13 protein-coding genes are annotated in these 13,552 nt (G+C 72.3%); 7 read left to right on the top strand and 6 right to left on the bottom strand.

Annotation, left to right across the window (positions count from 1 at the left end; all coding sequences use genetic code 11):
• Nucleotide 1: 1 nt before the first annotated feature.
• The 4 genes from SACE_RS01680 to SACE_RS01665 all read left to right on the top strand — a co-directional run bounded on the left by SACE_RS01680 (nt 2) and on the right by SACE_RS01665 (nt 3,984).
• Nucleotides 2-1,579 (top strand): aldehyde dehydrogenase (NADP(+)), encoded by a 1,578-nt coding sequence (locus tag SACE_RS01680; protein ID WP_009946510.1) that lies wholly within the window; start codon nt 2-4, stop codon nt 1,577-1,579.
• A 22-nt stretch (nt 1,580-1,601) separates the two neighbouring features.
• Nucleotides 1,602-2,948, top strand: a complete 1,347-nt coding sequence (gene gudD, locus SACE_RS01675) for a glucarate dehydratase (RefSeq protein ID WP_011873026.1) — start codon at nt 1,602-1,604, stop codon at nt 2,946-2,948.
• Nucleotides 2,949-3,036: 88 nt separating this feature from the next.
• Nucleotides 3,037-3,486: a helix-turn-helix transcriptional regulator gene (locus tag SACE_RS01670; RefSeq protein WP_009946511.1), complete on the top strand. Its 450-nt coding sequence runs from the start codon at nt 3,037-3,039 to the stop codon at nt 3,484-3,486.
• Between the two features lie 36 nt (nt 3,487-3,522).
• On the top strand, nt 3,523-3,984 hold the full coding sequence (locus SACE_RS01665; protein WP_009946512.1) for a VOC family protein: 462 nt from the start codon (nt 3,523-3,525) through the stop codon (nt 3,982-3,984).
• A gap of 7 nt (nt 3,985-3,991) precedes the next feature.
• On the opposite strand, the gene SACE_RS01660 is transcribed toward SACE_RS01665, so the two are convergent.
• Both SACE_RS01660 and SACE_RS01655 read right to left on the bottom strand, forming a co-directional pair.
• Nucleotides 3,992-4,927, bottom strand: coding sequence for a nucleoside hydrolase (locus SACE_RS01660; protein WP_009946513.1), 936 nt, complete (start codon nt 4,925-4,927; stop codon nt 3,992-3,994).
• Nucleotides 4,928-5,057: 130 nt separating this feature from the next.
• The gene (locus tag SACE_RS01655; RefSeq protein WP_197537721.1) at nt 5,058-5,855 is read right to left on the bottom strand and encodes a Fic family protein; all 798 of its coding nucleotides are present in this window, start codon (nt 5,853-5,855) and stop codon (nt 5,058-5,060) included.
• 177 nt (nt 5,856-6,032) lie between these two features.
• Between SACE_RS01655 and acs the strand changes: the two genes are divergently transcribed.
• From acs to SACE_RS01640, 3 genes are all read left to right on the top strand, one after another.
• Nucleotides 6,033-8,015 carry an acetate--CoA ligase gene (gene acs, locus SACE_RS01650; protein ID WP_011873025.1) on the top strand — a complete coding sequence of 661 codons (1,983 nt, stop codon included), beginning with the start codon at nt 6,033-6,035 and terminating at the stop codon, nt 8,013-8,015.
• A gap of 187 nt (nt 8,016-8,202) precedes the next feature.
• Nucleotides 8,203-9,441: a Na+/H+ antiporter NhaA gene (nhaA, locus tag SACE_RS01645; protein ID WP_009951522.1), complete on the top strand. Its 1,239-nt coding sequence runs from the start codon at nt 8,203-8,205 to the stop codon at nt 9,439-9,441.
• A 77-nt stretch (nt 9,442-9,518) separates the two neighbouring features.
• A complete protein-coding gene (locus tag SACE_RS01640) occupies nt 9,519-10,031 on the top strand; it encodes a phage holin family protein (RefSeq protein ID WP_011873024.1) in 513 nt (170 codons plus the stop codon).
• Between the two features lie 37 nt (nt 10,032-10,068).
• Here the strand turns inward: SACE_RS01640 and SACE_RS01635 are convergent, their stop codons facing one another.
• From SACE_RS01635 to nth, 4 genes are all read right to left on the bottom strand, one after another.
• The gene (locus SACE_RS01635) at nt 10,069-11,250 is read right to left on the bottom strand and encodes a MarP family serine protease (RefSeq protein ID WP_009951525.1); all 1,182 of its coding nucleotides are present in this window, start codon (nt 11,248-11,250) and stop codon (nt 10,069-10,071) included.
• Nucleotides 11,251-11,349: 99 nt separating this feature from the next.
• The gene (locus tag SACE_RS01630) at nt 11,350-12,066 is read right to left on the bottom strand and encodes an NUDIX hydrolase (RefSeq protein ID WP_009951526.1); all 717 of its coding nucleotides are present in this window, start codon (nt 12,064-12,066) and stop codon (nt 11,350-11,352) included.
• The gene (locus SACE_RS01625) at nt 12,063-12,701 is read right to left on the bottom strand and encodes a TlpA family protein disulfide reductase (RefSeq protein ID WP_011873022.1); all 639 of its coding nucleotides are present in this window, start codon (nt 12,699-12,701) and stop codon (nt 12,063-12,065) included. Before SACE_RS01625 ends, SACE_RS01630 begins: the two co-directional genes overlap by 4 nt.
• Nucleotides 12,698-13,540: an endonuclease III gene (gene nth, locus SACE_RS01620; RefSeq protein WP_085982014.1), complete on the bottom strand. Its 843-nt coding sequence runs from the start codon at nt 13,538-13,540 to the stop codon at nt 12,698-12,700. Before nth ends, SACE_RS01625 begins: the two co-directional genes overlap by 4 nt.
• Nucleotides 13,541-13,552 lie beyond the last annotated feature (12 nt).

Genomic DNA, 13,552 nt, shown 5'->3' with positions numbered 1-13,552 from the left:
GATGCCCACCGGGAACATGATCATCGCGGGTACGCCGGTCTTCGGCGGCGGCAAGCGGGTGCGTGCCGTGGACCCGAGCACCGGCGCCGAGCTGGAGCCGGAGTTCGGGCACGGCGGCGCGGCGGAGGTCGAGCAGGCCTGCGCGGCGGCGCACGAGGCGTTCGCCGTCTACCGCGAGACCGGCGGCGAGCAGCGGGCGCGGCTGCTGGAGGCCATCGCCGACGGGATCGAGGCGATCGGCCCGGCGCTGGTCGACCGGGCGCACGCCGAGACCGGGCTGCCGACGGCCCGGCTGACCGGCGAGCGGGCGCGCACCACCGGGCAGTTGCGGCTGTTCGCCGAGGTCGCGCGGGAAGGCAGCTGGGCGGGCGCGCGCATCGACCCGGCGCTGCCGGACCGCACTCCCCTGCCGCGCGCGGACATCCGGCAGCGCAAGGTCGCGCTCGGACCGGTCGCGGTGTTCGGGTCGAGCAACTTCCCGCTGGCGTTCTCGGTCGCAGGCGGCGACACCGCCTCCGCGCTGGCTGCCGGATGCCCGGTGGTGGTCAAGGCGCACGACGCGCATCCCGGCACCTCCGAAATGGTCGGGCGGGCCGTCGCCCAGGCCGTCGCCGCCTGCGGCCTTCCCGCCGGGACCTTCTCGCTGCTCTTCGGCTCCGGACCCGGACTGGGCACGGCACTGGTGACCGATCCCCGCATCCAGGCGGTCGGCTTCACCGGCTCGCGCTCCGGCGGGCTCGCGCTGGCCGCCGCCGCGGCGGCCAGGCCGAGGCCGATCCCGGTGCACGCGGAGATGAGCAGCGTCAACCCGGTCTTCCTGCTCCCGGGGGCGCTGGCCGAGCGCGCGGGGCAGCTCGGCGCGGAGTTCGCCGGCTCGCTGACGCTGGGATCGGGGCAGTTCTGCACCAACCCGGGCCTGGTCATCGCCGTCGACGGACCCGGCCTCGACGCCTTCCTGGAATCCGCCGCCGAAGCCGTGGCGCGGACCGAACCGACGACGATGCTCACGCCAGGCATCGCGAGCGCCTACGACGAGGGCGTTTCCGCGCTGGCGGCGCAGGAGCCGGTGTCCGTGCTGGCCCGCGGTCGCGAGTCCGCTCAGCCCAACGGCTGCCGTGCGGCGCTGCTGTCGACCAGCGCCAAGAGCTTCCTCGACAGCGATGCCCTCCAGCAGGAGGTCTTCGGGTCGTGCTCCCTGGTGGTCCGGTGCGCCGACGTCGCGCAGGTGCTCGCGGTGGCCGAAGCGCTGGAGGGACAGCTCACGGCCACCGTGCACGCGACCGAGCAGGACCACGAGCAGGTCGCCGACCTGCTGCCCGTCCTGGAGCAGCGCGCGGGACGCATCCTGTTCAACGGCTGGCCGACCGGCGTCGAGGTCGGCCACGCGATGGTCCACGGCGGGCCGTTCCCGTCCACATCGGACTCCCGGACCACGTCGGTGGGCACGCTGGCCATCGAGCGGTTCCTGCGTCCGGTCGCCTACCAGGACGTTCCTCCGGCGCTGCTGCCGCGCGCGGTCGCCGACGGCAACCCGGACGGCATCTGGCGCCGCGTCGACGGCGAGCTCGGCAAGCACTGACCCCACCCGGAGGAACGCCAGCATGAACACCACGACCACCCAGCAGAGCCCGGTGGTGACCGGCATGCGCGTGGTGCCCGTCGCCGGGCGGGACAGCATGTTGCTCAACCTCAGCGGAGCGCACGCCCCGCACTTCACCCGCAACCTGCTGATCCTCACCGACTCGGCGGGCAACACCGGCGTCGGCGAGGTACCCGGTGGCGAGGGCATCCGCGCCACCCTCACCGACGCCACCGACCTGGTGGTGGGCGCACCCATCGCCCGCTACCACTCGGTGCTGACCCACGTGCACCGGCGCTTCGCCGACCGCGACTCCGGCGGCCGGGGCGCGCAGACCTTCGACCTGCGCGTCGCGGTCCACGCGGTCACCGCGGTCGAGGCCGCCATGCTCGACCTGCTCGGCAAGCACCTCGGCGTGCCGGTGGCCGAACTGCTCGGCGACGGGCAGCAGCGCGAGTCGGTGCCGGTGCTCGGGTACCTGTTCTTCGTCGGCGACCGCAACCGCACCGACCTCGGCTACCGCTCGGGCGCCGAGGAGTCCGACGACTGGCTGCGGCTGCGCGACGAGGAGGCGCTCACGTCCGATGCCGTCGTGCGGCTGGCCGAGGCCGCGCAGGCGCGCTACGGCTTCCACGACTTCAAGCTCAAGGGCGGGGTGCTGCCGGGCCGGGAGGAGGCCGAGGTCGTCACCGCGCTCGCCGAGCGGTTCCCGGAAGCGCGGATCACCCTCGACCCCAACGGCGGCTGGCTGCTGTCCGACGCGATCGAGCTGGGCCGCGACCTGTACGGGGTGCTCGCCTACGCCGAGGACCCGTGCGGACCGGAGGGCGGCTACTCCGGGCGCGAGACGATGGCGGAGTTCAGGCGGGCGACCGGGCTGCCCACGGCGACGAACATGATCGCCACCGACTGGCGCCAGCTCGGACACGCCGTGCGCACCGACGCCGTCGACATCCCGCTGGCCGACCCGCACTTCTGGACGATGGGCGGCTCGGTGCGCGTGGCCCAGCTCTGCGACGCGTGGGGGCTGACCTGGGGCTCGCACTCCAACAACCACTTCGACGTGTCGCTGGCGATGTTCACCCACGTCGCCGCCGCGGCGCCGGGCGACATCACCGCGATCGACACGCACTGGATCTGGCAGGACGGGCAGCGGCTGACCCGCGAGCCGTTCCGGATCAGCGACGGGCGCATCGAGGTGCCCACCGCTCCCGGGCTCGGGGTGGAGCTGGACATGGAGCAGGTGGAGGCCGCGCACGCGCTCTACCTCACCGAGGGGCTCGGCACGCGCGACGACGCCGTCGCGATGCGCTACCTCGTGCCGGGCTGGACCTTCGACAGCAAGCGCCCGGCTCTCGACCGTCCCTGAGGGGCGGCCCGGCGCGCCGGCAGCGGACGCCGGGGTGGCGCCTGACGCGAGCCGTCCGGGCGTCGGGGGCGCGTGCGAGCATCCGAGCATGACCCGCACCGCCCCCGACCTCGACCACCTGCGCAGCCTGCGCCAGGCCAAGGACCTCATGGACCGGGACTGGGCGCGGCCGCTGGACGTGGACGCCGTGGCGGCCCGAGCCGGGTACTCCCGCAACCACTTCGTGCGGTCGTTCCGCGCCGCCTACGGGCAGACACCGGGCCGCTACCTCAGCGGTCGCCGCATCGAGCGCGCCCAGGACCTGCTGCGCAACGCGAACCTGACCGTCACCGAGATCTGCTTCCTGGTCGGTTTCAGCAGCCTCGGCAGCTTCTGCACCCGCTTCAAGGAGCAGGTCGGCATCACCCCCGCGGAGTTCCGCAGGGCCAGCCCGCCCGCGGCCGTCCCAGGCTGCTTCGCGCTGATGCACGCGGGCGGGTTCAACCCGCGGCGCAAGCCGGTGATTTCGGAGAAGCCCGGGACCGGTGCGCGCGCCTAGCGTTGCGGGCACCGACCACCGAACAAGGAGCAGCGCATGATCACCGGACTGTCGATCGCCACGGTGTGGGTCCTCGACCAGGAGTCCGCCAAGCGGTTCTACACCGAGAAGCTCGGCTTCGAGCTGCGCACCGACAGCGCGATGGGCGACTTCCGCTGGGTCACGGTCGGGGCCGAGGACCAGCCCGGCCTCGAGATCACCCTCATGGAAGCGGCGGCGCCGTCGCTGGACCCCGAGTCCGCCGAGCAGGTCAGGTCGCTGCTGGCCAAGGGAGTGCTCGGCGCCGGGGTGCTGTCCACCGACGACTGCCACGCGACCTACCGCGAGCTGTCGGCCCGGGGAGTGGAGTTCGTGCAGGAACCGACCAACCGCCCGTACGGCATCGAAGCGCTGCTGCGCGACGACTCGGGCAACTGGTTCAGCCTGACCCAGCGCCACGAGGAGATGGACCCCACCGCCGAGTGGGACCCGTGCGTCGAAGGCGGTTCGCGCAACTGAGCCCCGCTCAGCCCGCCGGGTGCAGCAGCTGTTCGGCGACGCGGCGGTACGCGTCGTCGAACAGGTCCCAGAAGGCCGGGACGTCGAGCTCGGTGGCCACGTCGGCGTTGGGCGCGCCGCCGAAGTCGGTCACCGTCATGCCCGCGGTGAACGTGCCGTGCACCTCGACGTCCACTCGCGCGGGGGCGGTGCGGACCAGCGCCGGATTCGCCACGTAGGCGACCGCGCAGGCGTCGTGGATCGCCGGGCCGCGGCCGTGCGAACCGTCGTGCTCGCCGTAGAAGTCCAGGCACGGCGTGAGCAGCTCGGCCTCCAGCCTGCCCAGCCCGGCGAACCGGCTGCGCACCTGCGCGGTCGCCCGCGCCTGGTGGGTGAGGTCGAGGCCGATCATCACGGTCCGCCACGCTCCGCCGAAGACCACCGCGGCGGCTTCCGGGTCGGCGTGGACGTTGAACTCGGCGGCGGGGGTGGTGTTGCCGCGGGTGTAGGAACCGCCCATGATCACGAACTCGGCGGCCCACTCGGCGATCCGCGGCTCCTTGCGCAGCGCCAGCGCGATGTTGGTCAGCGGCCCGACCGCGGCCAGGCTGATCTCGCCCGGTGCGGCGGCCAGCGTGTCGATGATGAAGTCCGCCGCGTGCGCGTCGACCAGCGCCGAACGCGCCTCCGGCAGCACGGCGCCGCCGAGCCCGGTAGCGCCGTGCACGTCGGCGGCGGTCTTCGGCTCGCGCACCAGCGGCCGGCCCGCGCCGCGGGCCACCTGCACGTCCATGCCGTAGAAGTCCACCAGCCGCAGGGCGTTGTCCGTCGTGTGCTCCAGCTCCACGTTGCCGCCGACGGTGGTGAGCCCGACCAGCTCCAGGTCCGGGATGCCGTGCGCCAGGCCGATGGCCAGCGCGTCGTCGATTCCGGGGTCGCAGTCGAGCAGGAGCTTCTTGGTCACGTCGTTCCTCGTTCGTTCGCCGGCGGTGGGCCGGCGTGTGTTGCTTCACGTTCCGGCGGTGGTTGAGCGCTGGAACCCTTGCATCCGACCTTCGTCGGTCGGATGGCGCGAAGCGCCATTCAAGACGCCATCAGGCGTCTTGAACAGCATCCGCGATGGACTTGGCCTCTCGCGCGCCCGCTTCGAGGGCGCGGCAGCAGTAGTGGAGCCATTCGCCGACGCCCTCGGGGTCGCCGTTGGCGAAGCCGTCCGCCGCCGCCGAGTAATCGCCCTGCCTGCGGAAGTACGCCACCTCCGGCACCACGAGGCCCTTCGGGTCCAGGCCGCTGCCGATCACGGTGAGCCGCGCCGCGGCCCGCGCGATCACGCCGTCGGCGAGGCCGAAGGGCGACAGCGCGAGCAGCTCGCCGTGCACGACGGCGGCCAGCACCGGACCGGGGATCACGCCCTGGGACTTGCCGCTGGAGTCGGCGACGATCCGGGCGAGCAGGTCCAGGCGCTCGGACACCTCGCGATCAGCACGGGGACGGCCCAGCGACTCCTTGTCCTCGACGAGATCGGCCGCGGCGAGCACGTGCAGACGGGCCAGCGCCTGCAGCGGGGCCCGCTGCCACGTCGGCAGCAGCGGCCCCATGCCCTCGGCGATGCGCAGAGCACCCGCCAGCAGGGGGTCGCTCACCTCACCCGTTTCGGGAATTTCGGTCGCTCCGCCTGCGACGGCCGCGCTCGCCCGCGCGGCTCGCACCGACGCCTCGGCGGCCGTCGTGGGCCAGCCGCGCCGGTTCGCCGGGTGCCGGTGCACCTCGTCGATCGCCGCGCGAGCAGAGGTCACCGCCTCGGCGACGCCGTCAAGCTCCAGCAACGGGAGCAGCGATTCCTGGGCGTTCACGCTTAGAAACGCTACCGGGCGGGTATCAACCCACCGCATGGGCCGACCAGGACATGTGCCAAAGTGACCGCTCAGGCGCGCAGGGTAGTGCGTCGAATCCGCACAGTGAACAACAAATTGGTCTAAACCAAGCGGGCCTCCCCCTGTTGGAGCGCCCAGGATCGCATTACGGTTCACACAGCACATGCGCCCCATCAGCCAGGGAGGTTCCCCGCAATGAGCGAGCCCGACGGGCAGAGCAACACCTTGGACAACCTGCTCACCGAGAGCAGGACATTCCCGCCGTCCGGGGAGTTCGCCGCCCAAGCCAATGCGACGTCGGAGCTCTACGCCCAGGCCGACGCCGACCGTGAGGCGTTCTGGGCCGACCAGGCCCGCCACCTGCACTGGGACACCGAGTGGGAGCAGGTGCTGGACTGGTCCGGCGCCCCGTTCGCCAAGTGGTTCGTCGGCGGCAAACTCAACGTCGCCTACAACTGCGTGGACCGCCACGTCGAGGCCGGCAACGGCGACCGGGTGGCCATCCACTGGGAGGGCGAACCGGGCGATTCCCGCGCCATCACCTACGCCGAGCTGGCACGCGAGGTCTCCCGCACCGCCAACGCGCTGGCCTCGCTCGGGGTCGGCGCGGGCGACCGGGTCGCGATCTACCTGCCGATGCTGCCCGAGGCGGTCTACTCGATGCTGGCCTGCGCCCGGCTGGGCGCGCTGCACAGCGTGGTGTTCGGCGGGTTCTCCTCCGAAGCGCTGCGCACCCGCATCAACGACGCCCAGGCCAAGGTCGTCATCACCGCCGACGGCCAGTACCGCCGCGGCAAGGCCATGCCGCTCAAGACCAACGTCGACGAGGCCGTGGCCGCCACCCCCAGCGTCGAACACGTCCTGGTCGTCCAACGCACCAAGACCGACGTGGAATGGAACGACGGCCGCGACCAGTGGTGGCACGACGTCGTCGAGGGCCGGCCCGCATCCCACACCCCGGAGTTCTTCGACTCCGAGCACCCGCTGTTCATCCTCTACACCTCCGGCACCACCGGACGCCCCAAGGGCATCCTGCACACCTCCGGGGGCTATCTCACCCAGGCCGCCTACACCCACCGCACCGTGTTCGACCTCAAACCCGAAACCGACGTGTACTGGTGCACCGCCGACATCGGCTGGGTCACCGGCCACACCTACATCGTCTACGGGCCGCTGGCCAACGGCGCCACCCAGGTCATCTACGAAGGCACCCCCAACACCCCGCACGAAGGCCGCCACTGGGACATCGTCCAGAAATACGGCGTCACGCTCTACTACACCGCGCCGACCACCATCCGCACCTTCATGAAATGGGGCGCGGAGATCCCCGCCCGCTACGACCTGTCCACCCTGCGGGTGCTGGGCTCGGTCGGGGAACCGATCAACCCCGAGGCCTGGATGTGGTACCGCGAACACATCGGCGGCAACCGCGCCCCCATCGTCGACACCTGGTGGCAGACCGAAACCGGCGCGATCATGATCTCGCCGCTGCCCGGGGTCACCGCCACCAAACCCGGCTCCGCCCAGGTCCCGCTGCCCGGCATCGCCGCCAAGGTCGTCGACGAGTCCGGCGAACAGGTCGGCCACGGCGGCGGCGGACTGCTGGTGCTCGACCAGCCCTGGCCCGCGATGCTGCGCGGCATCTGGGGCGACGACGACCGCTACCGCGAAACCTACTGGTCGAAGTTCGCCGACAAGGGCTACTACTTCGCCGGCGACGGCGCCAAATACGACGACGACGGCGACATCTGGCTGCTCGGCCGGGTCGACGACGTCATGAACGTCTCCGGCCACCGCATCTCCACCACCGAGGTCGAATCCGCCCTGGTCTCCCACCCCACCGTGGCCGAGGCCGCCGTGGTCGGCGCCAGCGACCCCACCACCGGCCAGGGCATCGTCGCCTTCGTCATCCTGCGCGGCGGCGCCGACGACCAGGCCTCCGGCGAAGCCGCGATCAAGGCCCTACGCGACCACGTCGCCCACGAAATCGGCCCCATCGCCAAACCCCGCCAGATCATGGTCGTGCCCGAACTGCCCAAAACCCGCTCCGGCAAGATCATGCGACGGCTCCTGCGCGACGTCGCCGAAAACCGCGAAATCGGCGACGTCTCCACCCTCGCCGACTCCTCCGTGATGGACCTCATCTCCGCCGGCCTGGGCAAGTCGACCGAGGACTGAGTTCTCCTGCGAAAGGGCGCCCTCCCAGCATCCGGGACGGCGCCCTTTTCGTTTCCGCAGGCCCGCTACCTGCGAAGACGAGCTTGAAGATCGTTTGCGGCTTCAAGAATCTGTTAGGGTCGTTGCGGGTGTGCCGGGAAGTCTGGTCGGCGAACAGTTCGTGCTGTCCGCCCCCAGGAGGCCCCCGGTGTCGAAGTCCGCCCGCAACCGCACCCGCAGGAACCCCGACGGGCAACAAGGGTCGGCCCGCTCCTTCGACTTCGCCGAGTACCTGCGCACCGAGACCGTCGGCGGCATGGTGCTGCTCGCCGCCGCCGCCCTCGCGCTGGTGCTGGCGAACTCACCGGCGGAGGAGCTCTACCGCACCGTGCGCGACTTCACAGTCGGCCCGCACTTCCTGCACCTGGACCTCACCATCGGCGAGTGGGCCAAGGACGGCCTGCTCGCGATCTTCTTCTTCGTCGCCGGGCTGGAGCTCAAGCGCGAGCTGGTCGTCGGTGAGCTGGCCGACCGCAAGACCGCGACCCTGCCGGTGGTCGCCGCGCTGGGCGGCATGGTCGTGCCCGCCGTGCTGGCGTTCGCCATCGGCCACGGCGCTCCGGGCGCGCACGCGGCGTGGGCGATCCCGGTCGCCACCGACATCGCCTTCGCGCTCGGCGTGCTGTCGCTGACCGGGTCGTGGATGCCCACCGCCGCGCGGGTGTTCCTGCTCAGCCTCGCCGTGGTGGACGACCTCGGCGCCATCGTCGTGATCGCGGTGCTGTTCACCTCCGGCCTCAGCGTGCTGGCGCTGCTCGCCGCGGCGGCGCTCTGCGCCGTCTACTGGTACGCGCAGAAGCGCCGGATCACCACGCCGTTCCTCTACGTCCCGCTGGCCGTCGCGACGTGGATCGCCGTGCACAGCAGCGGCATCCACGCCACCATCGCCGGGGTCGCGCTGGGCCTGCTGACCCGGGTGCGCCGCGACCTGCACGAGACCGCCTCACCGGCGATGCGGCTGGAGCACCGGCTCCAGCCGTGGTCGGCCGGGCTGATCGTGCCGGTGTTCGCGCTGTTCGCCGCAGGTGTCCCGGTCGACGGGGAGGCGCTGGTCGCGATGACCCACGACCGGGTGGCCATCGCCGTGGTCGTCGGGCTCGTGGTCGGCAAGCTCGTCGGCATCTTCGGCAGCTCCTACCTGGCGGTGAAGATCGGCATCGGGGCCAAGCCCCGCGGGCTGAGGTGGCGCGACCTCAGCGCGCTGGCCATGCTCGGCGGCGTCGGCTTCACCGTGAGCCTGCTCATCGCCGAGCTGTCGCTGGAGGGAGCCGCCGCCGAGCGGGCCAAGGCCGCGGTGCTGATCGCCTCCGCGCTGGCCTCGCTGCTCGCGGCCGTGATGCTGCTGCGCAGGGGCCGCAAGGTGCGCAACGGCGACGCCTCGGCCTGACGGGCCGCCGGCGCCGATGTCACTCACGGGTAACACACCGCGAGTCGATCGGTACCCGCCTGATCGAGCGTGGCACGATGAGGTACGTGAACAGCGCCGAGAAGAACCCCAATGGCAGCCGTGACGGTGCGGGCTGGTCGGCCGTCACCTCCATCCCGCTGTCCGAGGAGGGCACCGGGCCCGACAACGGCCAGTCCATCGGTGCGCTGGTCCGCGACGCCACGACGCATCTGTCCACGCTGGTCCGCTCCGAGATGGAGCTGGCCAAGGCCGAGCTCGCCGGCGAGGTGAAGAAGGGCGTCAAGGGCAGCGTCTACTTCATCCTCGCGCTGAGCGTCCTCGGCTTCAGCATGTTCTTCCTGTTCTTCACCCTCGCCGAGGGCCTCGCCCAGCTCGGCCTGTGGCGGTGGGCGGCCTTCGGCATCGTGTTCCTGTTCATGCTGCTGGTGGCGGGCGTCTTCGCGCTGCTCGGCTACCGGCGGGTGCGCAAGATCCGGGCACCGAAGCGGACCATCGAGAGCCTGAAGGACACCGCGCAGATCACCCGCCGCCACGGCGAGGACAAGGCCGTGGAGAAGACCTCCGCCTGACGGCGGTGATCGCGGATTTCGCGGACCGCGGGCGCGATCAGCCGGTGCAGTCCCCGGTCGAGACCGGGGTGTGCAGGCTCGGGGCGGACGCCACCTCGTCGGCGACCTCGTCGGCGGTGAGCACGAACCCGGTCTCCGGGTCGTCCACGGCCGCGCCGAACACGACACCCACCACGTCGCCCCGCGGGTCGATCAGCGGACCGCCCGAGTTGCCGCTCTGCACCTTGCCCCGCAACGTGTACACCTCGCGGACCACGGTGGTCGAGTCGTAGATGTCCGGCCCGCGCAGCCGGATGCGCTCGCGGATGCGGCCCGGTGACGCCGTGTACGGGCCGTCCAGCGGGTAGCCGAGCGCGATCACGCTGTCGCCCGGGTGGGCGTCCTGCTTGAACGACATCGCGTCGGCGTCGAGGGCCGGCACCGACAGCACGGCCAGATCGGTGTTCGGGTCGAACAGCACGACCTCGGCGTCGAACTCGCCCCGGCCGATCTCGATCGCGACCTTGTCGGTGCCGGCGACGACGTGCGCGTTGGTCATCACCCGGTGCGGGGCGATGACGAACCCGGTGCCCTCCAGCGCCCGCGCGCACGAAACCGCGCGCCCGCGCACCTTCACCACGCTGGTACGCGCGTCGCGCACGGCCTCGCTGGAGGCCAGGGCGGGGTCCGGCGGGTCGATCGCGGCGACCGGCGTCTCCGAGAACGGCTCCAGCGCCTCCGGGAAACCGCTCATGCCGAGCATCTCGCGCAGCTCCGACGGCAGCTGCTTGGCCGCGTCGGGCATCACCGAGTCCACCGTGCGCAGCACCGTCGACCTGGTGACCGCGGAGGCCAGGCCGGGCAGCGCCGACGCCGACGTGAACGGCAGCGCCACCAGCCAGGCGACCACGAACACCGCCACGCACTGCAGCACCGCGCCGAGCACGTTGTCGACGCCGGTCAGCTTGCTCGAGGTGATCCGGTCGCGCAGCTCGCGCCCCGCCCACATGCCGAAGGTCTCGCCGAAGGCGACCAGCAGCACCACGATGCCCACGCCGAAGGCGATCCGGGCAGACGGGCTGTCCAGCCGCTCCAGCAGCAGCGGCGCGAGCTTGAGCCCGACGACCGCACCGGCGATGACACCGAGGAACGAGAACAGGGCGGTGATCAACCCGCTGCGCGCACCCGACGCCGCGGCCAGCAGCGCCAGCAGCACGACGAGCAGATCGACCCAGTTCACCCGTTCACCTCATTCCTGCCGGAGATGCTGTCCGATCATGGCAGCCAGCACCACCCCGCAAGCCTCGCATCCGCCCTGCCGGTGGGCGCCGCCACCGGCTCAGTGCGTGCCGAAGCCCACGTCGTCGGCCTCCTCCGCGGCCCTCCAGGCAGCCCCCAGTTCACGCACGTCGTCGCGGTTCCAGCCGCGCGCCCAGCCGGCCAGGTCGAGCACCCCGGCCAGCAGCCCGCCGGTGAATCCCCACACCAGCATCCCCGGGACCAGGAACGCCGGCCCGAGCTGCCGCTCGGCGTAGCGGACCCGGATGCGGTTGGCCGGGTCGGTCAGCCAGGAGACGGGCACCCGCGCCACCGCGGCGGTCTCGGCCGGGTCCACCGGCGCGACCGGCGACGGCGTCCGCCAGTGCGCCAGGACCGGGGTCACCCGGAAACCGCTGTGCGCGACGTGCAGCTCCGGCAGCACCGCGACCGGCCGCACGCCGCCGGCCAGGACCCCCACCTCCTCGGTGGCCTCCCGCAGCGCCGCGCCGACCGGGCCGTCGTCGCCGGGGTCGACGGCGCCGCCCGGGAACGCGACCTGGCCCGGGTGGGAGTTCAGGTTGTCGGCGCGGCGCAGCAGGAGCACGTCCGGTCCGGTCTCGGCCTCGCCCTCGCCGAAGAGCACCAGCACGGCCGCCGGGCGGGCGTCGGCGGGCGGGTCGGTGCGCGGCCAGCCGAGGCGCCCGCCGTCGAGGTCGGCGGTGCGCTTGACCAGCGTCCGCAGCCACTCGGGCACGTCGTCGGGGTCCACCAGCGGCCCTACTCCCGGTCCGGTCATCCGGCACCTCCCGCGGTGCGCTGGACCGCGGTGCGCACCTCGTCGGCCGACTCGAACGCCACCGGCGGGTCCACCCGGCGGACCTCACCGGACGCGGTGACGACGTAACTCATGGGCAGCACGGCGGGCACGTTGAGCGCCGCCCGGATGCGGTTGTCGGGATCGTGCACGTTCGGATAGCGCACACCGAGCTCTCGGAGCAGGGCGAGGCCGTCGTCCTCGTCGCTCTGCACCTGCACTCCCACGACGGGCACGGCGCCGGGCCGGCGCGAGTACTCCTGGAGCGCGGGCAGCTCGGTCCGGCACGGCTGGCACCACGTGGCCCAGACGTTCACCAGCGTGGTGCGGCCGCCGACCATGGCGGCGAGGTCGGCGGGCCTGCCGTCGGCGAGGCAGGTGCCGGTCGCGCCGGGCGGACCCGTCGGCGGGCCGGAGGGGCAGGGCTCCAGGGCCGCCGAGGCGCGCAGCGCCGGGTCGGCGCCCCGCTGCGCCGCGACCGGCGCCGGGGCGGGCGCTCCCGGCTCGGCGGGCTGCTCCGCGCCGCGCGGCCACAGCGCGACGATGCCGAGCACCGCGAGCACCACGACCACGATGGTCCAGCGGATCTCGTTCCGGTACTCCCGCAGACCGCTCACGCGTGCGGCTCCGTCTCGGCCACCTTCTCGATGGTCCGCTCCGGGATCTCGTCGACTATCCCGGCCAACGCGAGCAGGTGGGGCGCCTCGTGCCCGCGGACCAGCTTCGCGGCCACCAGGTGGTCGGTCGGGCCGTCGCCGTAGGAGGGGCAGTCGGCGGCCAGCAGGCAGGCCCCGCACGCGGGCTTGCGGGCGTGGCAGACGCGGCGCCCGTGGAAGATCACGTAGTGCGACAGCATGGTCCATTCCTTGCGCGGAATGAGCTCGCCGATCGCGTGTTCGACCTTGACCGGGTCCTCCTCGGCGGTCCACTTCCAGCGCCGGACCAGCCTGCCGAAGTGGGTGTCGACCGTGATGCCGGGCACGTCGAAGGCGTTGCCGAGGATCACGTTGGCCGTCTTGCGGCCGATGCCGGGGAGCTTGACCAGCTCGTCCAGGCGGGCCGGGACCTCGCCGCCGTGGCGTTCCACCAGCTGGGCGCCCAGTCCCATCAGCGAGGAGGCCTTGTTCCGGTAGAAGCCGGTCGAGCGGATCATCTCCTCCAGCTCGGCGCGGTCGGCGCCGGCGTAGGACTCGGCCGTCGGATAGCGCTTGAACAGGGCCGGAGTGACCTCGTTGACCCGCTTGTCGGTGCACTGTGCGGACAGGATGGTGGCCACCGCCAGCTCCAGCGGGGTGTTGAAGTCCAGCTCGCAGTGGGCCTCGGGATAGGCTTCGGCCAGTGCGCGGAGCATCCGGCGGGCACGCCGGACGAGTCCCAGCCGGGTCTCCCCCGACCGGGCCTTGGCGGCCTTCTTGACAGCGGCGTCACGGGGCTTGTTCCGAGCTTGGTCCGGCACCCCACCAGAGTA

This window comes from Saccharopolyspora erythraea NRRL 2338, from assembly GCF_000062885.1.
GTDB lineage: Bacteria > Actinomycetota > Actinomycetes > Mycobacteriales > Pseudonocardiaceae > Saccharopolyspora_D > Saccharopolyspora_D erythraea.
This window is presented reverse-complemented; position numbering and strand designations above follow the sequence as displayed.